The 21,420-nt window shown below is 41.7% G+C and carries 16 protein-coding genes; 13 read left to right on the top strand and 3 right to left on the bottom strand.

Annotated elements, in window-relative coordinates; translation table 11 throughout:
* Nucleotides 1-22: 22 nt before the first annotated feature.
* From DX873_RS03375 to DX873_RS03350, 6 genes are all read left to right on the top strand, one after another.
* Nucleotides 23-556, top strand: a complete 534-nt coding sequence (locus DX873_RS03375; RefSeq protein ID WP_116183107.1) for a hypothetical protein — start codon at nucleotides 23-25, stop codon at nucleotides 554-556.
* On the top strand, nucleotides 549-983 hold the full coding sequence (locus tag DX873_RS03370; protein ID WP_116183106.1) for a Spy/CpxP family protein refolding chaperone: 435 nt from the start codon (nucleotides 549-551) through the stop codon (nucleotides 981-983). Before DX873_RS03375 ends, DX873_RS03370 begins: the two co-directional genes overlap by 8 nt.
* 105 nt (nucleotides 984-1,088) lie before the next feature.
* Nucleotides 1,089-2,042: a YHYH protein gene (locus DX873_RS03365; protein WP_147296596.1), complete on the top strand. Its 954-nt coding sequence runs from the start codon at nucleotides 1,089-1,091 to the stop codon at nucleotides 2,040-2,042.
* A 5-nt stretch (nucleotides 2,043-2,047) separates the two neighbouring features.
* On the top strand, nucleotides 2,048-2,671 hold the full coding sequence (locus DX873_RS03360; protein ID WP_147296595.1) for a DUF6702 family protein: 624 nt from the start codon (nucleotides 2,048-2,050) through the stop codon (nucleotides 2,669-2,671).
* Between the two features lie 27 nt (nucleotides 2,672-2,698).
* Nucleotides 2,699-3,049: a DUF6515 family protein gene (locus tag DX873_RS03355; RefSeq protein ID WP_116183103.1), complete on the top strand. Its 351-nt coding sequence runs from the start codon at nucleotides 2,699-2,701 to the stop codon at nucleotides 3,047-3,049.
* 257 nt (nucleotides 3,050-3,306) lie between these two features.
* Entirely contained in the window at nucleotides 3,307-4,350 is a 1,044-nt protein-coding gene (locus DX873_RS03350; RefSeq protein WP_116183102.1) for a S66 peptidase family protein, read from the top strand.
* On the opposite strand, the gene DX873_RS03345 is transcribed toward DX873_RS03350, so the two are convergent.
* Nucleotides 4,351-5,382: a WD40/YVTN/BNR-like repeat-containing protein gene (locus DX873_RS03345; RefSeq protein WP_116183101.1), complete on the bottom strand. Its 1,032-nt coding sequence runs from the start codon at nucleotides 5,380-5,382 to the stop codon at nucleotides 4,351-4,353.
* 59 nt (nucleotides 5,383-5,441) lie between these two features.
* Between DX873_RS03345 and DX873_RS03340 the strand changes: the two genes are divergently transcribed.
* The 5 genes from DX873_RS03340 (at nucleotide 5,442) to purL (ending at nucleotide 14,518) form a co-directional block, all read left to right on the top strand.
* A complete protein-coding gene (locus tag DX873_RS03340) occupies nucleotides 5,442-6,656 on the top strand; it encodes an RsmB/NOP family class I SAM-dependent RNA methyltransferase (protein WP_116183100.1) in 1,215 nt (404 codons plus the stop codon).
* A gap of 25 nt (nucleotides 6,657-6,681) precedes the next feature.
* Nucleotides 6,682-7,590: a helix-turn-helix domain-containing protein gene (locus DX873_RS03335; RefSeq protein ID WP_116183099.1), complete on the top strand. Its 909-nt coding sequence runs from the start codon at nucleotides 6,682-6,684 to the stop codon at nucleotides 7,588-7,590.
* Nucleotides 7,591-7,679: 89 nt separating this feature from the next.
* Nucleotides 7,680-8,441, top strand: coding sequence for an SDR family NAD(P)-dependent oxidoreductase (locus DX873_RS03330; protein ID WP_116183098.1), 762 nt, complete (start codon nucleotides 7,680-7,682; stop codon nucleotides 8,439-8,441).
* An 84-nt stretch (nucleotides 8,442-8,525) separates the two neighbouring features.
* Nucleotides 8,526-10,697, top strand: a complete 2,172-nt coding sequence (locus tag DX873_RS03325) for a carbohydrate binding family 9 domain-containing protein (protein ID WP_116183097.1) — start codon at nucleotides 8,526-8,528, stop codon at nucleotides 10,695-10,697.
* Between the two features lie 152 nt (nucleotides 10,698-10,849).
* A complete protein-coding gene (gene purL, locus DX873_RS03320) occupies nucleotides 10,850-14,518 on the top strand; it encodes a phosphoribosylformylglycinamidine synthase (protein ID WP_116183096.1) in 3,669 nt (1,222 codons plus the stop codon).
* A 67-nt stretch (nucleotides 14,519-14,585) separates the two neighbouring features.
* On the opposite strand, the gene DX873_RS03315 is transcribed toward purL, so the two are convergent.
* On the bottom strand, nucleotides 14,586-17,183 hold the full coding sequence (locus DX873_RS03315) for a DUF6923 family protein (RefSeq protein WP_116183095.1): 2,598 nt from the start codon (nucleotides 17,181-17,183) through the stop codon (nucleotides 14,586-14,588).
* A gap of 246 nt (nucleotides 17,184-17,429) precedes the next feature.
* Here DX873_RS03315 and DX873_RS03310 point away from each other — a divergent pair, with 246 nt between their 5' ends.
* Nucleotides 17,430-19,199 carry an AMP-dependent synthetase/ligase gene (locus DX873_RS03310; protein ID WP_116183094.1) on the top strand — a complete coding sequence of 590 codons (1,770 nt, stop codon included), beginning with the start codon at nucleotides 17,430-17,432 and terminating at the stop codon, nucleotides 19,197-19,199.
* A gap of 66 nt (nucleotides 19,200-19,265) precedes the next feature.
* On the opposite strand, the gene DX873_RS03305 is transcribed toward DX873_RS03310, so the two are convergent.
* Nucleotides 19,266-20,789 carry an IPT/TIG domain-containing protein gene (locus DX873_RS03305; RefSeq protein ID WP_181899422.1) on the bottom strand — a complete coding sequence of 508 codons (1,524 nt, stop codon included), beginning with the start codon at nucleotides 20,787-20,789 and terminating at the stop codon, nucleotides 19,266-19,268.
* Between the two features lie 179 nt (nucleotides 20,790-20,968).
* On the opposite strand from DX873_RS03305, the gene DX873_RS03300 reads away from it, so the two are divergent.
* Entirely contained in the window at nucleotides 20,969-21,415 is a 447-nt protein-coding gene (locus tag DX873_RS03300) for a MarR family winged helix-turn-helix transcriptional regulator (RefSeq protein ID WP_116183796.1), read from the top strand.
* Nucleotides 21,416-21,420 lie beyond the last annotated feature (5 nt).

Genomic DNA, 21,420 nt, shown 5'->3' with positions numbered 1-21,420 from the left:
GATTAATGGTCAAACCTAAACAATGAAAAAGGACAAAGAAAATAATTTCAAAACCCCTGAAGGTTACTTTGATAGTTTCCATGACCGGCTCATGGACAAAATCAAACAAGAGGAAGCCGCTGCCGGGGAATCCATCATCCCCAAAACAGATGGTTTTACTGTACCTGAAGCATATTTTTCCAACCTGACGGATGATGTTCTTTCCAAAACAATTAGCAGTGAAAAAGGCAAGGTTGTTCAACTCAAACCCTATAGAAAATTCTTCTATGGCGCTGCAGCCGCAGCTGCGGTGTTGTTTTTGGTCTTTGTCCCAAACTGGACCACCGAACCCCAAATTGGCTTTGAGGATTTGGCCCACACCGAAATCGATGATTATTTTGATACTGCCCAACTGGATATGAGCAGCTATGAAATAGCGGAAGCTGTGTCTTTGGAAGATATTGAACTAAGCGATGTCATGGATGACAACTTGGAAGTGGAAAATATTTTGGACTATTTGGACGAAAATGTAGAAGATATTGAAGAATTAAATTTAGATTACAGTGATTATGAATAAAAACCGACTCATAATATTACTGGCTTTTTTATTAGGAACCACCTGGTTTTATGCCCAAGGCCCCGCAAGGGAAAGAATAAAGACACTAAAAGTGGCCTTTATTACTGAAAGGATTGGATTGACCAGCCAAGAAGCCCAATCGTTTTGGCCCATCTATAACGAACATGAAGAAAAGTTGGAAGCTATCAGAAGAAAGGAACGGCATGAGCGAATATCTTTCGCTGATAACCTCTCCAATAATGAAGCTTCAGACCTTTTGGATAGATTGATTGCCTTGCAAACCGAGAAACACGAAGCAAATAGATTTTTTCTTTCAAAGATTAGAAAAGTACTCTCTCCCAACAAGACCTTGTTGCTGTTAAAAGCCGAAGAGGATTTCAAAAAACGATTGCTACAACAATATCGAAAACGAAAGGGAGGAGGATAATCACCTAAGTACTTAAAAAATTAGAGGGACCATGAGTCCCTCATTTTTTTGATTAAACCTTTTGGAAAAACTAAGGTCATAGATTCAAATCTAAAAACTACGACTATGAATCTATTGAAGCCCCTACCCTTCCTGTTTGCAATTATCACTTTATCCTGTTCATCCGATGACGGAACCCTGACCAGTGATGATTTAGATATTGAAAACAACGTTGAAGACATAGATTGTTCCAATATTTCCAGTGTTTTCTCCATCAATTTGAATCCAGAGGGATGCGCTGTGGATATTCAGACCCAACTGGGTACTGTTTCACAATATAGCGAGACCATTTTAGGAGATATTAGAACCATTTCAATCAACGGTGTGGCAAACCACTTGGTGGGTGAATTCCCAAATGGTGGGAATCCAAATACCATTTCAGAGGGCTCAGAAACATACACCATGACCACAGACCCTCAATTGGCAACCAATATCACCAGCGGCCAAGGACACACCTTTGGTGTGCTCTTCTCAGGAGTTGCCGTTGACCCTTATACCGCTGAATTTTTTGTGGGCTCCACCGGAACAATGAATATGGAATGGAACATTACTGCGTTACAATCCACCACCGCTTTGGGATTGGATTGCAACAATGCCCACGTACAGCCCACTGGAAGATACCATTATCACGGAACGCCGTCCAACTATCTCGACGGACTAAGTGCTAATGGCACCGAAATGGTCAAAGTGGGTTACGCAGGAGATGGTTTCCCAATTTATTATAAATATGGCTATGCTGATGACGGTAGTACCATTACAGCAATGGAAAGTGGTTATCAACTTAAAACGGAAGCCAGAGGCGGTGATGGTATATCAGCACCGAATGGATGCCCCGATGGTTATTATTTTCAGGATTATGAATATGTAGAGGGTATTTCCGAGCTTGATGAATGCAATGGAAGGTTTGGTAAAACCCCAGAATCTGATAACGAATATTACTACGTAATCACCGATAACTTCCCCTCTTCACCTCTGTGTTTTTCGGGTACCCCAAATCAAAGTTTTAGAATTGGAGGATAATGGTTATGAAAAAATTTCACATCACATTGGCACTTTGGGCCCTAGCTATGGGTATGGCATTTGCACACAACACAGATGAGATAAGCTACTTCATAAAATTGGACTCCAAGGAATTGATCATCCACTTGACTCCAAAATCCGCAGTGGACCTTTTAAAAAATATACACCCCCGATTAAACGAATCTACCACAATCAATCTTCTGGAGTATTCCGATGACTTTGAAATATATTTCAATGATAGACTGGATTTAACCATTTCAGAAGTACCTGCTAGATTTGAACTTATCGACTTAGACTTAGCGAGTCATGATGCTTCTTTCCGTTTTAAACTGGAAAATATTCCTAAACATCCTAAAATCTATCAAATTAAGGTTGAGAGTTTCTTGGACATTTACCAAAAAGGCAAAAACTATGTGTTTCTATCTGCAAATGGACAGAAACATCGCTATGTGCTCAACAACCAGAAAACTGAAGTACACGGAGCTTTTAAAAACATATCAAATCAAGATTCAAACCAAGGTAAAACAGCACTATACCTAAGTTTGGCTTTCGCCTCTTTATCCATAGGGTTTACCATTTATCGAAAAGCCAACTTTGGATTAAACCATTATCCAAAACCCAAGTCTTAAAAGTACAAATCCATAAAAATCTACATTATGAAAGCATTGAAGACAATATTGGTTACCATCGCACTAGTAGGAAGCATTGTAGCAGCAAGTGCACAAAAAACAGTGGTGCGTATATATCCAAAACATGGAACCGTGGTGGCCACCATTTCTAAACCTCGGGTGGTGGTTCATAAAAAGACAAATTTCTACGTTTCCGATGGTATTTGGTACAAGGCACGAGGCAGAAAATATGTGGTATGTGCTGCACCAGTGGGCTTTAAAGTAAGAACATTACCAAGAGCCCACAGAGTGGTCTACGTAAAAGGAAGAAAGTTTTATAAATATCGTGGCGTGTGGTACAAGAAAAGAGGAAGAAATTTTGTAGTGGTAACAGTATAAGATTTAGTCTATAGTTGGTTTGGTTAGTTGTTGAAAAAGAAAGCGGCATGTTATTGTCGCTTTTTTTATGTTTGAATCCCAACTTAGCTATTCTGTTAATCCCCGCCATATAAGCACCTATAAGTGTTTGCCATTGTTATTTTTATCACAGGATAAGGGCATTGACTCCATAAAATCATAATCAGCTTTTTTTGAAAAGGTTGTTCAAGAATCATCCTTTCTCCATGAATTTATATGGTTTGAAGTAAATTAGACCCATGGCAAAAAGAAGAGATTTCATTAAAAAAACGACATTGGCCGCAGCTGCACTGGGAATCACCACAAAATCCATTGCACAGACCGAAACTTATCCTCAACAGACCCTTAAACCTAAACGTCTTCAAAAAGGCAGTATGGTAGGATTGGTGGCCCCTGGTTACGCCTTCTCTCCAGAAACGTTTACAAAGAGCATTCAAACCCTATCTAGTTTGGGCATGAAGCCATATTATACAGACAGGGTCTTAAATCAGAAAGGATATTTGAGCAATACCGATGAGGAAAGGGCGGCAGATTTGATGCACATGTTCAGCAACCCCAAGGTAGATGCCATTTTCTGTATTCGTGGTGGGTATGGCTGTACCCGTATTTTGGATATGCTCGACTATGATATTATTGCCCAAAACCCTAAAATATTGATTGGCTATAGCGACATAACCGCACTTTTACAGGCATTCTATGTGAAGTTAGGCTTAGTAGGTTTTCATGGGGCAATGGGTCCCGAACCCAAATCGTATGCCTACAAACAAATGAAGAGGATGTTGATGAAGCCATGGAAGAACAAGGCCCTTAAGAATTATGAATTTGACCAAGAGATCCAAAAAAATCCAGTTTTTGAACGATATGTCATCACTCCGGGCAAAACTTCGGGAAAATTGGTCGGGGGCAACCTTTCACTCATGGCAGCCATGACCGGCACCACGTATGATATTGATTACACCAATTGTTTGGTATGTATTGAAGATGTGGGCGAAGCTCCATATCGGATTGACAGGATGCTCACCCAATTGTTGTCCACCAAAACATTTAAGAACGCAGCGGGCATTATTTTTGGAGTTTGCAAAGGATGTGATAAAAAAGAAGGTTCAGATTCTTTTTCATTGAAAGAAGTAATCATGGATCGGATAGCTCCGATGAACATCCCCGCGGTATATGGTATGAGCTTCGGACACCTAAAAGAGAATTTTACCTTTCCAATAGGGATTAAAGCCTCTTTGGACGCCACTTCTTTTACATTGGAACTCAATGAGGAGCCACTTACGTAATCATTTAAAGGTAAGCCTCGCGATGCGGTTCTTCCCTGCTGCATAGGCAATCGAGTCATTCAAAAATCGTATCGTATAAAAAGGTTCATCGCTCAGTTTTTTCCATTGATGTCCTCCATCTCCAGAATATGAAATTCCAGTAAAGCCAACAGCGACCAATCCTTCACCTTCAGAATTAGGAACAAACTGCACGCAACTTTTGTAGTTAGGTTCTTGCCCATCCGCAATCAATTTCCAGGTCTTTCCTCCATCATGTGTACTAATTTTGTTTGCCTTGTTCAATTCTGGCTGGGTATAATCTCCTCCAATGGCAAAGCCAATGTCCTCATCATAAAAGTGAAGCGAATAAATCCCCTGAGCTGCTTCCTTACTAATAATCGGGGTGTCAACCACACTCCAGCTTGCCCCTTTATTGCCCGTATGATAAATTCTACCCTCGGTCGTACCAATCCAGGCTTCGTCACCTATTACAGCTATATTGCTGTTACTTGCGGCAAAAGCACCTTCACCTTCAATACCTTTCGGTAAATCAGAACACGGGACCTTTTCCCAGGTTTTGCCACCGTCCCTGGTAATAATCATGGAGAGACATCCATCGACGGTATCACCCACAGCAATTCCTTCCAAATCATTCCAAAAAGTAAGCGAATCATAAAAAACTCCCTCCCCCTCTTCTTTATACACCAATTCCATGGTTCCATTTTCACCCGTTTTATATAAAAGTGCCGGACTTTCAATGGAAAGCATGAAAAAATCCTCAGAAATCTTTCCAACAGCACGAAATTGAGGCGTAATGGAATCGTATTGTTGAACATTGGCCCGAATCTTATGATTTGTAACATCCACAGTTCCGTAGATTCCTTTGCTACCTGCAAAAGCAAGGGTTCTACTATCCAAAAATGTAATGGCCCTTATACTAACGGAATCTTCATAAACCGGAAGCACGGTTACCTTTTCAAATTGTTGCTGACGTTTTTGGTCGGCACATGAAATAAAAACTATGGTCAATAAAAGAAGAATGAAAATTCGCATCGCATTTATTTTCCTTAAAAGTAAGCAGAAATGATACCTTTGCAACCTGATTTTTTATCATGCGTTTACACCGAAATCTTGTTTTTGCCGTAATAGATGCCCTGAACCTTATTTTCAATGAAGGAGAATATGCCGATAAGGTGATTGAAAAAATATTGCGGTATGATAAACGATGGGGAGCAAGGGATCGTGGTTTTATTGCCGAAACTACTTATGATATAGTTCGCTGGAAGCGTTTATATACTGAAATTGCAGAAGCACATGAGCCCTATTCAAGACCACATTTGTTTAGATTATTTGGGGTTTGGTGCGTGTTAAGAGGAATTAGAATTCCAGACTGGAAGCAGCTGGAAGGTACTCCCCAACGGCGCATAAAAGGTAGGTTTGATGAACTTTCCAAAATCAGAAAATACAGAGAGTCCATTCCCGATTGGTTGGATGAATTGGGAGAGAAAGCCCTGGGCGGTTCTCTTTGGACAAGGGAAATCGCCGCATTGAATCAACAGGCAGAGGTCATCCTTCGTGCCAACACCCTCAAAATCCAGAAAAAACAACTGCAAGCGCTGCTTTCTGATGAAGGCATTGAAACTGAAACCTTGAAAGGGTATCCGGACGCCCTCAAATTGAAAGAACGAAAAAATGTTTTCACTACCAAGACCTTCAAGGACGGTCTTTTTGAAGTCCAGGACGCTTCATCCCAACTAGTGGCTCCATTTTTGGAAGTACAACCTGGGCAACGTGTGGTGGATGCCTGCGCTGGGGCCGGTGGAAAGACCCTGCATTTGGCTGCTCAAATGGAAAACAAGGGCCAACTCATCGCCATGGACATCTATGAAAGTAAGTTGAAGAAGCTCAAGGTACGTGCCAGGCGAAATGGGGTGCACAATATGGAAACCCGGGTAATTGAAAATACCAAGGTAATCAAGAAATTGCACAGCAAGGCTGATCGTGTTTTGTTAGATGCACCATGCTCCGGACTTGGGGTTATTCGACGAAACCCTGACAGTAAATGGAAGCTTCAACCTGAATTCTTGGAACGTATCAAAGGAGTTCAACGTGATATTCTAAGAGACTATTCAAAAATGGTAAAGCCGGGCGGAAAATTGGTTTATGCCACCTGTTCCATCCTTCCAGAGGAAAATTCTGAACAGGTTCAGCATTTTTTAGCTTCAGAGGCTGGCCACGAATTCACTTTTGTAAAAGAACAAAGTATCCTCTCATCACAAAGTGGTTTTGATGGGTTCTACATGGCTTTGATGGAAAAGTCCAACTAATTATTTGATTTATGTAACTTTGGGCATGCAAAAAAAGGTGTCCTTAGAAGAGTTTTATCAATCTGCCCATCGCTACGTGCCAGAAAGCGTAAAGTCGGGAATAGGACATTTCAATGTATTTAAGTTGGATGAGTTTGCCGGTCCCAAACCCAAACCCATGCCGTTTAACCGCAGGGATTATTTTAAAATTAGTTTGGTGAAGGGACAAAGCCGGGTTCATTATGCTGACAAAGTGGTTCATGTGGAAAAACAAGCCATTGTTTTCTCCAATCCACAAATTCCTTATAACTGGGAACGGATTGATGAACAGTTGACAGGTTATTTCTGCGTTTTTACAGATACTTTCTTTCATCAGTTTGGCGACTTGACACAATATCCCGTTTTTCAACCCAACGGTAACTTGGTCTTTCAACTGACTGACGAACAAATGGAAGGGATTGTTCCCATTTTCCAAAAAATGTTTGTTGAAATCGATTCTGATTACACCTTTAAATATGATGTTCTGCGCAACATGGTATTTGAATTGATTCATGCAGCATTGAAAATGCAGCCCGCTAACATTTCGGAAAACACACATTCCAACGCCTCAGAACGTATTTCTGGTTTATTCATGGAACTATTGGAGCGTCAATTCCCCATAGAAAGTCCAATGCAACGCATGCAGCTGCGGTCAGCATCCGATTTTGCCCATCAACTTAGCGTTCACGTGAATCACTTAAATCGTGCCTTAAAGGAGACCATGGGCAAGAACACCTCTGGAATGATTACTGAGCGAGTTGTACAGGAAGCTAAAATATTATTGCGCCACACTAATTGGAACGTTTCGGAGATTGCCAATTCCCTAGGTTTCGAGGAAACCGCCCATTTCTCCAATTTCTTTAAGAAACATACCAGCCACTCCCCTATCGCTTTCCGGAAAATAGAAATTATTTGATTTTTACAATTCTTTGATTCCTCTGCGCAAACTATTTGCCAGAATCCCCAAGAACTTTGTGGTGTTGAATTTTTAAAAAGAAAAACATCATGAACAGAAAGAAAATAGCATTGGTTACCGGAGGTAGTCGTGGTTTGGGAAAAGATATGGCCATTAACTTGGCAAAAAAGGGGTTGGATGTGGTAATCACCTATAATTCCAACAAAGAAGCTGCCGAGGGGACCGTTAATGAAATCAAATCTCACGGAGGCCATGGATTAGCACTTCAGTTGGATTCCAGGGATGTAGCTTCCTTCTCTAATTTCAAAAACGAACTGATAAAGCAATTAAATGATGAATTGGACACCTCAACCTTCGATTTTTTAATCAACAATGCCGGGTTTGGATACAACGGTTCCGTTTCAGAAACTACCGAAGAGGCTTTTGATGACTTAATGAATGTACACTTTAAGGGGGTCTATTTTTTGACACAAGTCTTGTTGAACACCTTAAATGATGGTGGCGGAATAGTAAATATTTCTAGCGGACTGGCTCGATTCTCTTTTCCTGGGTACTCAGCCTATGCCTGCATGAAGGGAGCAATTGAGGTCTACACGCGTTACCTGGCCAAGGAGTTGGGAGAGAGGAAAATCAAAGCCAATACTGTTGCTCCTGGAGCCATTAATACGGACTTTAACAAAGATCGGTTTGAACAAGCACCCCAAATTGTGGATATGATCGCTTCCCTTACAGCTTTGGGTAGAGTTGGTGAAAGTGAGGATATCGGTTCAGTGGTTGCATTCCTATGTACTGATGAGGCAGCCTGGATCAACGCTCAACGTATTGAAGCTTCTGGTGGTATGTTTGTTTAAATGATTATCCCTAAAACCAAAAACAATTTGTAATAACGTACATTTGGGTGATTAGATTTCAATTTCTTTTCAATCATCCACTTGATGAAACTATTATTTACCAACCTTCTATCCATTATTCTTTTGTTAGTTCATGGGTTTAGCATAGCCCAATCAACGGAAAGACCCTCATTCGAAGCAGGGCGATTGACAGAACGTATATATTTGGATGGTATGTTGGATGAAGCCAACTGGCAGTCGGCGCCAAAATTGGATTCTTTCAAAACCACCGTTCCAGAAGAGGGTGGGGTACCTTCGCAACGTACAACGGTACAGGTATTGGTAGATGCAAAAATGGTGTACATTGGGATTGTATGTGAAGATTCAAATCCTGGGGAGATTATCCGCTTTTCCAAAATAAGGGATGCTGATATTTCAGAGGAGGATCATGTGAAATTGGTCATTGACCCATTTTTAGATGGTCAATCCGGTTACATTTTTGCCGTAAATTCCTTGGCAGCCCGTTACGACGCTCTGGTATCGAACAGAGGTGAAGATGAAAATGAGGATTGGGATGCTGTTTGGGATGCAAAAACACAAATTACGGAGAACGGATGGTCCGCGGAGATTGTAATTCCCATCCAGAGCATATCATTTAAAAAAGGCCTGGACAAATGGGGTTTCAATATAGAACGGCGAATACAACGGAATCAAGAAACCATTCGTTGGGCCAATGTGAAACGTGATCAATGGTTGATTCAAACCAGTAGGGCCGGTCTTGTTACCGGGCTTCCTGATTTTAATTACGGGCTTGGGCTCAACGTGCGTCCCTCTCTTGTGGGAGAACTCAATAAAATTGGACCTGAAGGTGCAACAGTTTTTGACCCCGATATCAGCCTAGACGCAAGTCAGCGAATAGGTCCCAACGTGGTGGCCACTTTTACGGTGAATACAGACTTTGCGGAAACTGAAGTAGATACGCGCCAGACCAACCTTACTCGTTTTCCCCTATTCTTTCCTGAGAAAAGAACATTTTTCTTAGAAGGCTCGGACATTTTTGAATTTGGCTTTGGAACAGGAAGAAGTACGGTCATTCCATTCTTTAGTAGAAGAATTGGACTTAGGAATAATGTTCAGATACCCATTATTGCAGGGACAAAATTGAACGGAAGAATTGGTAAGACGGCATTTGGAGGTCTCGGTATTCGAACAGATTCCTATGAACTCGAGGGGCAACCTTATGACGCCACCAATATGGGGGTGGTCAGATTAAGAAGAAATGTTCTCAAAGAAAGTACCATAGGCCTTATAGCTTCTTCCGGTGATCCTTTGGGTCGTGAAGATAGCTGGATGACCGGTGCCGATTTCACTTATCAAACTACCAGTTTCAATGGCGATAAGAATTTTTTGGTAGGTGGTTGGGTAATGTTGGCCAACAGAGCTGATTTAACTGATGATCGTTCGGCCGTTGGTTTTAAGGTGGATTATCCCAATGATCGATGGGACATTGCGGCCACCTATGCTCGTATTGGTGAACAATTTGACCCTTCCTTAGGGTTTGTACCAAGAAAAGGAGTGCATTTTTCACGTTTTGGGGCCACTTTTGCCCCCAGACCCAAGATACCTTGGCTTCGACAGATGTTCCATCAATTCTTTGTTACCTATGTCGAAAATATTTCTGGACCTTGGCAGTCCTACAGTGTATTCACCGCACCTATCAATTGGCGGTTGGAAAGCGGTGACCGCGTTGAGGCCAATGTTCGTCCAGTAGGCGAAAACATTCTGGAGCCTTTTGATATTGCAGAGAATGTGACCATTCCAGTAGGCGAGTATAATTTTATGCGCTATCGTTTAGAAGCTGAATTTGCTGCCAAACGTAGGGTAAGTGGAATGGCCACCTGGTGGTTTGGAAGTTTTTATGATGGTACTTTGGACGAGTTTGAGTTAAGCCTGAACTGGAATCCCAGTGCACTTTTGGGTTTTGAATTCAGTGGTGTACGAAATGTGGGGCGATTGCCCTTCGGAGACTTCGATCAAACCTTGGCCGGACTGCGAGTGCGATTCAATGTAACGTCTAACTTACAATTGAACAGTTATCTTCAATACGATACGGATAGCAGGGTTTTGGGCCTAAATGCTCGAATTCATTGGATTTTCTCCCCCTTGGGCGACGTTTTTTTAGTGTTTAACAACAACTCCCTTAATCCTATGAGTCAACCGTGGGAACTGCAAAACAGGCAGATTTTGCTAAAGGTCAGGTATAATTTTAGATTGTGAGGGATCAAACTTGGAGCCATTATTTATAATCTTGGACAAGAAGATTATTCTCTATCAACAATCGTAGTTAAAAACTCATTTTTTACGTATTACAAATTCCACCTCAAAATCGTAAATTTGCACTTTCTTAAACCGCTCAACGCACAAACTGTATGATCCATTTTTTTGGGGACAAGGCGACCAAGGTTTTTGCCGTCCAGACCACTGAAGAAATTACCCAAGAAGACAACAAAAAACTAACGTGGTTGTTTGGCAACCAACCTAAAATACAAGCGGCGTCCCTGGACGCCTTTTTTGTTGGGCCGCGTGCAGCTATGATCACTCCCTGGAGTACCAACGCTACAGAGATTACCCAAAATATGGGAATCACTGGAATTCTTAGAATTGAGGAATACCATGCTGTTTCTGAGGACTTTTTGGATTTTGATCCTATGCTCACCCAAAAATATCAAAGCCTGGACCAAGATATCTTTACTATCAATATTGTTCCTGAAGCCATTCAGGAGATTGATGATATTGCTGCCTACAACCTAAAGGAAGGGTTGGCATTAAACGATGAAGAAGTTGAATATTTAGAAAACCTATCCAAAAAACTGAATCGTAAATTGACCGACTCTGAAGTATTTGGGTTCAGTCAGGTAAACTCAGAGCACTGTCGCCACAAAATATTCAATGGTACTTTTATCATTGATGGGAAAGAGATGCCCTCGTCCCTATTTAAGCTCATTAAAAAGACTTCTCAGGAAAATCCCAACGATATTGTTTCTGCCTACAAAGACAATGTGGCTTTCATCAAGGGTCCTAAAGCAGTACAATTCGCTCCAAAAAGTGCCGATGTTCCTGATTTTTATGAAGAAAAAGAATTCGATTCTGTACTCTCCTTAAAAGCAGAGACACACAATTTCCCAACCACTGTGGAACCCTTCAATGGCGCTGCCACAGGTTCTGGAGGAGAAATTCGAGATCGTTTGGCCGGTGGAAAGGGCTCATTGCCCTTGGCAGGAACCGCGGTGTATATGACTTCCTATTCTCGTCTGGAAGAAAACCGTCCATGGGAAAAAGGAATGAATGAACGGGAGTGGTTGTATCAAACTCCCATGGATATTTTGATCAAGGCTTCCAACGGAGCTTCCGATTTTGGGAACAAATTTGGACAACCTTTGATTGCTGGCTCCGTACTTACCTTTGAACATGAAGAAGAAGCAAGACGGCTGGGCTTTGACAAGGTAATCATGTTGGCCGGAGGCATAGGTTATGGTAAAACAGATCAGGCTTTAAAGGATACTCCCAAAAAAGGAGACAGAATAGTCATTCTAGGTGGAGATAATTATCGTATTGGAATGGGCGGTGCCGCAGTTTCCAGTGCAGATACTGGGGAGTTTAGCTCTGCTATTGAGCTGAATGCTGTTCAACGTTCTAATCCTGAGATGCAAAAACGGGCTTCCAATGCCATCCGTGGACTAGTTGAAAGTCATGACAACCCCATTGTTTCAATTCACGATCATGGTGCGGGCGGACACCTCAACTGTCTATCTGAGTTGGTGGAAGAAACCGGAGGTAACATTAATACGGACAAACTGCCCATCGGAGACCCCACCCTTTCTAAAAAAGAGCTGATCGGAAACGAATCCCAAGAACGTATGGGGCTCGTTATAGGAGAAAAGGATATGGACCTGTTGGAACGGGTAGCCGCCCGGGAGAGATCTCCCATGTACAATGTAGGAGATGTGACAGGCGACCATAAATTCACATTTGAATCCAAATCAACTGGAGAAAAACCTATGGATTTGGAGCTTTCGGATATGTTTGGGAGCTCTCCCAAAACTATCATGGATGACACTTCAGTAGACAGAAAATACGAAACACTATCCTACTCTTTGGAGCATTTTCATGATTATCTGGAGCAGGTATTGCAATTGGAAGCCGTCGCTTGCAAAGATTGGCTTACCAATAAAGTTGACCGTTGCGTTGGAGGTCATGTGGCCAAACAACAGTGTGCTGGCCCCTTACAATTGCCTTTGAACAACTGCGGGGTAATGTCCCTGGATTTTAAAGGTAAAGAAGGAATAGCCACTAGTATTGGGCACTCCCCTATTTCGGGCTTGATCGATCCAGTGGCCGGAAGTCGTAATAGCGTAGCTGAAGCATTGACCAACATGGTCTGGGCTCCACTTAAAGATGGTTTGAAGTCTGTTTCCCTTTCTGCAAACTGGATGTGGCCCTGCCGAAATGAAGGTGAAGATGCTAGATTGTACGAAGCTGTGGAAGCACTGTCCGAATTTGCCATTGCTTTGGGCATCAATGTACCCACGGGCAAAGACTCGCTCTCCATGAAGCAGAAATACAAGGATGGGGAAGTGCTTTCTCCAGGGACTGTAATAGTTTCTGCCGCCGCCAATTGTGATGAAATCACCAAGGTTGTGGAGCCTGTTCTGCAAAAAGATGGTGGGGATATTTTTTATATCAACCTTTCCAAAGATGAACATAAACTAGGAGGAAGTTCCTTTGCACAAATCCTAAACGGAATTGGAAATGAAGCTCCTTCGGTGTTGGATGCAGAATATGTTAAGACGGTGTTCAATACCCTTCAAAAGCTTATTAAGGAAGACCAAATTCTAGCCGGGCACGATGTAGCTTCTGGGGGATTGATCACGACCCTGTTGGAACTCTGCTTTGCAGATAATGATTTGGGAGCCAATTTAGATTTGTCCGGTTTAGGAGAATCAGACAGTATTAAGCTTCTTTTTTCTGAAAACGCCGGACTGGTTCTTCAAGCCAAGGATGATTCCATTGAAGAAGCTTTTGAAAAAGCTGGAATTGATGCAAAACGAATCGGAACGGTTACTTCGGAAAACAACTTGCAGATTAAAAATAACGGTATTGAAATCGGATTGAATATTGCTTCGCTCCGTGACACTTGGTTCAAGACCTCTTATCTCTTGGATGACAAGCAAACCGCCAATGGTTTAGCCAAAGACCGCTATGAAAACTACAAGAATCAACCCCTGCAGTACAGTTTTCCAGAAAGCTTTACCGGCGAATTACCTAAAGTTCCTGCTGTTGGAAGTAGACCTAAGGCTGCCATCTTGCGTGAGAAAGGAAGCAATTCGGAACGGGAAATGGCCAATGCCATGTTCTTGGCCGGCTTTGATGTGAAAGATGTCCATATGACCGACCTCATCACAGGACGCGAAACTCTGGAGGGCATTCAATTTATCGGAGCCGTAGGCGGGTTTTCCAACTCTGATGTGTTGGGAAGTGCCAAAGGCTGGGCCGGAGCATTCAAGTATAATGAAAAAGCCAACAAGGCCCTTAAGAACTTTTTTGCCAGACCCGATACGCTATCCGTAGGTATTTGTAATGGCTGCCAATTGTTCATGGAGCTGGACCTTATCAATCCGGAGCATGATACCCATGGTAGAATGACCTACAATGATTCTGGAAAGCACGAGAGTAATTTCACTTCGGTAAAAATCCAAGAGAACAACTCCGTGATGCTATCAAATATGGCGGGAACCACCCTAGGGGTATGGATTTCCAATGGCGAGGGTAAATTTAGCCTTCCTCATGGTGAAGATCATTATAATATTGTAGCACATTATGGTTATGATGGATATCCTGCAAGTCCCAATGGCAGTGATTACAATACAGCCATGCTTTGCGATAAAACAGGTAGACATTTGGTGACCATGCCGCATATTGAGCGTTCTACTTTTCCATGGAATTGGGCGCACTATCCAAAGGATAGACAAGATGCGGTTTCTCCATGGCTTCAAGCTTTTGTGAATGCCAAAAAATGGATAGAGAACTATAACTCGTAAACTGACAACATAAAACGGCCTTGAAATTCAAGGCCGTTTTTCATTCATTTTGTCTGTACTCTAAGTCTTATTTCATTAGAATACGTCCACTCCAAATTCGTTTACTACTGCTTTCCAGACGGTATAGGTATAAACCGGCATCCAATCCTTTCCTATCAATCTGAATACTATTTTGACCCATTTGAACATTGCCAGTAATTGCATGGGAACCTATGGCCCTACCATTGATATCGAACAATTGAAAAGTGAACTCACCTCCCATTTCATCATAGAAGTACAAGCTAGTGGTTGTTGTCACCGGATTTGGACTTACGACGGAACGGTTTAAGTTCTGATCAATAAATTTGGCCGGTTTACTGGTATTGGTGAATTCCACTGAACTCAGTTCCATGGCTTTTTGCTCAGCAATTCCACTGGCTTTAAGATTGAACTGTATCACCTTCAAATTTGAGAAATCCGTACTGGCTCCATCACTATTTCGAAACAATTCATGATCTAGATAAAAAATTTCTGATTCTTCATTGATGGCTACCTCATGGGTGTAAAACGAACCATCTCCTTTAATCAATTGAATTTCCAAGGTTCCTGTTCCAGAGGCGGTAAAAACCAGATTATTGTAGTCGGACAGGTTCACGGCGGCAAATCTTGGACTTAACGCCCGGTAAACGCCCACATAAGAATCTGTGGTTGCCTTTAGACTGATGTTTCTTTCAATAGGATAACCGTCTCCATAATATGTCTCATCACTCGCCAATACTTCGTATTGTGTGATTTGTGTCCCCGCTTGACTATCGTCTAACCCCCAAGGAGCATCGGCCACAAACAAATCATCAGGAGTGTCACCATTTTCGTTGGAAATCCGGAAACCAAAATCAAAGATATTTCCCGTTTCCACCTTTACTGAGTCAATATAGCCGTCAATCACCGATTCTAAACCAACAAATTGGGAATCGCTTGTTTCACTTCGCTTAAGACCGCCTTCCAAACGGATGTATTCTGTTTTGTTGTTGTTCACCACGTTCATGTACACTGCACCGCGTTCATATTTAGCCGACTTCACGAACACTGGTGGTGGCGTGGATGTTTTATAGTCCACAATCGGAGCACTTGCCTCCAATAAGTTCAAAATCTCATCTGCCAACTTTAAAAGATTGTCCACAGAATTGGACCAAATCTGGAAGTTATAGTAGGATGTATTGGGCGAGTACGCATCAATGTTCCAATGCGATTCCACTACAAAACCATTCTGTTCGTTTAACCTAGCGGAGAAACTCAGGGCAAATTCCTTGGTGCCATCCGCTTGCTTAATAATCGACCTAATAAAATCCTTTTCCCTAAGCTGTAATGTGGACACGGACAACAATTGTGCTCCCAAGAAACGATCGCAGATAAACTTACTGTGTTCATACACCTGTTCCTCCGTCTTAATAATCATTAAAGCGCTCATGGTTTCCGTTCCATTCAAATAATCTACTGCGTAGATATCACTTGCATTGGTTAAATTCAACAAGTCTTCTGGAGCTGATTCTATGGTACTGCTCTCCCCTATGATTCCAAGTGGAACAAGGGCGTTCAATTCGATTGCGGAAGGTGAATAAGCCCCTTTTCTCAAGTAGTTACTGGTTTTCTTGACTCTTTTTGCACTGAGAGCATCAAATTTATAGTTATCCTTTGCTCTTTTATAGTTTCTCTTACTAATCAAGTTGCCCAGACGGTCATTACTTTCCAATCCACCATCATTTCCGCTGGAAGTCAATTCAATTACAGGACAGGAGGCAACACCGGAACACGAAGGATCATCACAATCCACAAGACCGTCCCCGTCATCATCCAAACCATTTATACAATCTTCCTGTGGAACTGGTGCGGAAGGACAACGGGCGCCATCATTACTGGCAGAAGCTGGTCCAAAAGCAAAAACATTGGAGTTCATTTCTCCACTAACTATATTTTGAACGGCTCGAATTACGTAAACCGTCCCGGTTTGATTGGCAGAAACATAAAAGTTACCGTCTACATCAAAATACACAGCGCCATAGGTGTAGTTGTTTCCGGATAAAATAGGTACTACTCCCAGGCTTTCAACATTTCCGGTCTCTACTTCGATTCGATATAAAACATTGGTTTTCTTTTCTACAGTGTACAACATATTATCTGCAGCATTAAAAGCCCAATCGTGAATATTGATGCTCTTGCTCAACGTAGTACTACCCATATATTGCAAATAGTTGGGTGACTCTGGATTTAAATCCACATGATGATAGGTAGAATTCCCTGATCTGAAATAATACTGCCCAAAAAGGTCAATATCCCCAACGTAATTGTTGTTGGTGACCGGAATTTCTGGAATTGTATAAACATCTGTTTCAAAGTTCTTTCCAATTCTTACAATGGTTTTAGGATTACCGGATACATAGCCCCAGAGAAAACCATCAGCAGAGTTATACGCAGCACCATTAATGGAACTTGACAAAATATCCTCCTTGACCAAATAAGAACTCCCTGAGGCCAAATCAATGGCATAAATATCATTGTACTGAAAAAGGTAGGCATTGTAGGTACAATCAAAAGGTTCAGACTGTGCATGAAGAATCCCCGCTGAAGGATGGGTCCCCACAATCAAAAAAGCAGTCAAAATTGTTATTAGATGGTAAAAGTGTTTCATGGTTTTAATATTTGAGACGGGTACAAAATTAAAGTTGAGCTGGAGGCATCTTCTTATTCCTATCTAAAACCAAAAAATGTGTCGACGAATAGAGATTTACTTTAGATGGATGGTTTTGAGCTCAATGGCTCATTCATATAAGCAATTGAATGTGAATTTTTCAGTTTGATAGGGCCTTTGTTAGGGATATCATTTTAAAATCCCGCTCGCTTTCCCTATTTTGCAATTTCTTTACAGAAACTTACTATGCAAAAAGTTACCCGATTATTTGATTTTCCTTATTATCAATTGAAACACCTCCCCCTTGAAAAGTCATTGGTAACCAAACACAATGGCGCTTGGGTAGCAACTTCAACGCAGGAATATATTGATAAGGCCAACGCCGTGAGCAGGGCTCTGCTCAGATTGGGCGTAAAACCTAATGACAAGGTTGCCATAATTTCCATGACCAACAGAACAGAATGGAACATTATGGATATTGGCGTGCTTCAAATTGGAGCCCAAACAGTACCTATTTATCCCACCATCTCAGAAGAAGATTATGAATATGTTCTCAATCATTCTGAAGCCAAATATTGTTTTGTATCGTGTGGCGAAGTCTTGGACAAGGTTTTGGCCATCAGTACTAAACTCAAAAAACTAAAGGACATCTATTCCTTTGACGACCTAGGCAATTGTAAGAATTGGAAAGAGGTCCTGGATATGGGAACAGATGCATCCAATCAGGACGAAGTAGAAAAGCTAAAGGACGCCGTACAACCCGAAAGTCTTGCTACGTTAATCTATACTTCAGGAACAACAGGAAGACCAAAAGGGGTTATGTTGTCCCATGACAATATTGTTTCAAATGTGATTTCCAGTGAAAAAAGGGTGCCTTTTGAATCAGGGGGTAGCGCCTTGAGCTTCCTTCCTGTATGCCACATTTTTGAACGAATGATACTATATCTCTATCAATATTGTGGTATAGAAATCCATTTTGCGGAGGGATTGGACAAAATCAGCGATAACGTAAAAGAGGTCAAACCCAATGTAATGACAGTGGTTCCCCGATTGCTGGAAAAAGTCTATGATGCCATCATTGCCAAAGGTGGATTGCTCACTGGAGTAAAGAAGAAACTTTTCTTTTGGGCGGTTGAACTTGGGTTGAAATATGAGCCCTATGGAAAAAATGGATGGTGGTATGAAAAGCGTTTGGCTATTGCTCGAAAATTAATCTTCAGTAAATGGCAAGAAGGTCTTGGCGGGAATCTGTCCGTGATGGTATCCGGAAGTGCCGCGCTGCAAGCCAGATTGGCCCGGGTATTTGCCGCTGCAGGAATGCCGGTAATGGAGGGCTACGGACTTACCGAAACTTCCCCGGTTATTTCAGTAAACGATGCCCGCAACAAAGGATGGAAAATCGGTACAGTTGGACGCATTATTGAAGGTGTTGAGGTGAAGATTGCTGATGATGGCGAAATTCTGTGTAAGGGTCCCAACATTATGATGGGCTACTACAAAGACCCGGAAAAAACTGCTGAGGTGATGACAGGTGATTACTTTCACACTGGAGATATTGGAGAAGTTGATTCCGAAGGCTTCCTAAAGATTACCGATCGTAAAAAGGAAATGTTCAAGACTTCTGGAGGTAAATATGTAGCACCACAATTGTTGGAAAACCGTTTTAAACAATCCCGTTTCATAGAACAGATCATGGTCGTGGGTGAAGGCGAAAAAATGCCGGCAGCCCTTATACAACCTAATTTTGAGTTCTTACATGAATGGGCAAACAGACATGAAGTCACTATTGGAGCAAACTCGGATATCATTTTAAATGATAAAGTAATTGCCCGTATCCAACAAGAAGTGGACGCCGCCAATGAAGAGTTCGCCAAATGGGAAAAAGTAAAGCAGTTTAGATTAACACCCGATGTCTGGAGCGTGGACGATGGTCACTTGACCCCTACCATGAAACTTCGCCGAAAAATAATTCGGGAGAAGTACCAAAAGCTCTACGATGACATTTATAGGCGTTGAAAAATACTTTCATAAAAAGGGCACCAAGATTGGTGCCCTTTTTGTTATTCTATACCCCAGCATTTACTATTTAACAAAAATGGAATTTACCTCAGCAGACCCATTATCACCGCTGAACTTATAGATCAACTCATTGTTTTTATATACTTTGCCTTCTTTAATGTTACCATTAAATTCGGACCCTCCAACATATAAATCGCTTTGGAAACCAAAAACAGACCTTCCATACGAGGTGCCATTGCCCTCGTTAAAAGTGTAATACTCCTGACCGTTCTCCCATACTTTACCTATACCGCTGGCAAGTCCGGTTGTATAGATATCACCAGTCTCCCCATTAATAGCCATTGAATAAAATTTATTTGCCAGCCCTCCTTCAAACAATGAATATATTTCCTGTCCATTTTTCCAAATAAATCCTATTTGTTCCTCTATCTCAGTAAAACTACTATATCCGGCTACATAGACATCATCGTTCCCATAGACATCAATTGACCTTGCATAGGTATCTGCATGAATACCTTCAGTATCTCCTTTCATACTATATAGTTCTCCACCATTTGACCAAACTTTGGCGACATCTCTATTGGTATCCGTATCTTTCTCTGTACCAGTATAAATAACATCTCCATCAACCCATAGGTCATACGCCTCAGATTCATTTTCATTTAAATATAACTGAGTTCCATTCTTAGTTATCAATGCATGCTTGTCACTATTTTCATCTTCCATATAGCCCGCAGTGAATACATCTCCATTGGAGTCTACAAATATTGAACTTACAGAAACATCAAATGCGTCATCTATACTATAGAGCTCTTCCCCATTTTTCCAGACCATGCCGACATACTTGCCATTACCATTGTCCCAAATTCTTCCTCCAATGAACACATCCCCTTCCTCAGATACAAAAACAGAACTTGCTCGGGACTCAGTGCTACCATCAGTAAGCTCAACAGGCTCTCCATTTTTCCAGCATATAGCGTTATAATCATCTTTACTCCCTGCGGCATATACATTTGGGTTCACCGTAACGGTGCAAGTGGCCGAATTTTCCATAACCTTAGCAGTGATTGTAGCGGAACCTGCTCCCACAGCGGTTACCTTACCATTTTCATCAACCGTAAGAACTGTTTCGTCATCTGAGCTCCATTCAACCGTATTATCTCCTGCCCCCGTGAGAACAAGTGTCTCACTTTCAAAAGTGAACAACTCCAATGTACTCTTATCAAGCTCAATATTTATGATTTCTGTAACCGTAAAATCTTTAGTGCTAGTTGCCGTGTTATCCCCTACCTTAACCGTAATCTTCCCGGTGGTGGCACCATTTGGCACACTGGTGATGATCTGAGTGGCACTTGCACTCGTCACCACTGCCGTTACTCCATTGAATTTTACCAAATTGCCACTGGTAGTAGTGGCAAAGTTGGTTCCGGTAATGGTGACCAATGTGTTCTCTACTCCCAATTCCGGCGAAAAGCTTTCAATGGTTGGGGAATTGCTTTCCGAAGGTTTGTCATCATCCTTGCTGCAGGCCAAGACCATGAGTCCAAGCCCCAGGCACATAAAAAAGTAACTGAGATATTTTTTCATCATATAAAGTTTTACCACTAGTTTATAACAAGGTACCCGGATAGAAGGTTCCCATTTGATAGATGTCCCATTTCAATTGACCAATTCTAGTATATCCATAATAATTTTTGATCATCCCTTTAAATTTATTATGCATGCATAATAAATTTTGCTATATTTGAACACCTCAACCTATGTTCATGAAAGATTTGACGATAGACTATGCGCTCCGGGCCACTTGGCAGGCAGTTATCAAAATGTACAACGAAGAAGCTAAAAACTATGGACTTACCATGGCCATTGGTTTTACCTTGTTGAGCATTGATCCCAAAAAAGGCACTCCCAGTACAGCTCTAGGTCCAAAAATGGGAATGGAAGCCACCAGCCTCTCGCGGATTCTAAAGAACATTGAAGAACGAGGTTATATTCAACGGAAACCCAATCCAAAAGATGGAAGAGGTGTCTTAATCCATCTAACCGCATTAGGATTGGAAAAAAGAAAGGATTCCAAAGATGTGGTACTACGATTCAACGATGTGGTTCGGGAACACGTTTCCGAAGAGGACTTAGTAGGTTTTTATAAAACCGCTGATGTTATCAACAAACTCATTTCAGACAAAAAAATATATATCAAAACAACTAATTAATTGTA

Origin of the sequence: Flagellimonas nanhaiensis (assembly GCF_003382275.1) — a bacterium.
GTDB lineage: Bacteria > Bacteroidota > Bacteroidia > Flavobacteriales > Flavobacteriaceae > Flagellimonas > Flagellimonas nanhaiensis.
The sequence above is the reverse complement of the archived record's forward strand: the minus strand, read 5'-3'. Positions and strand labels throughout refer to the sequence as shown.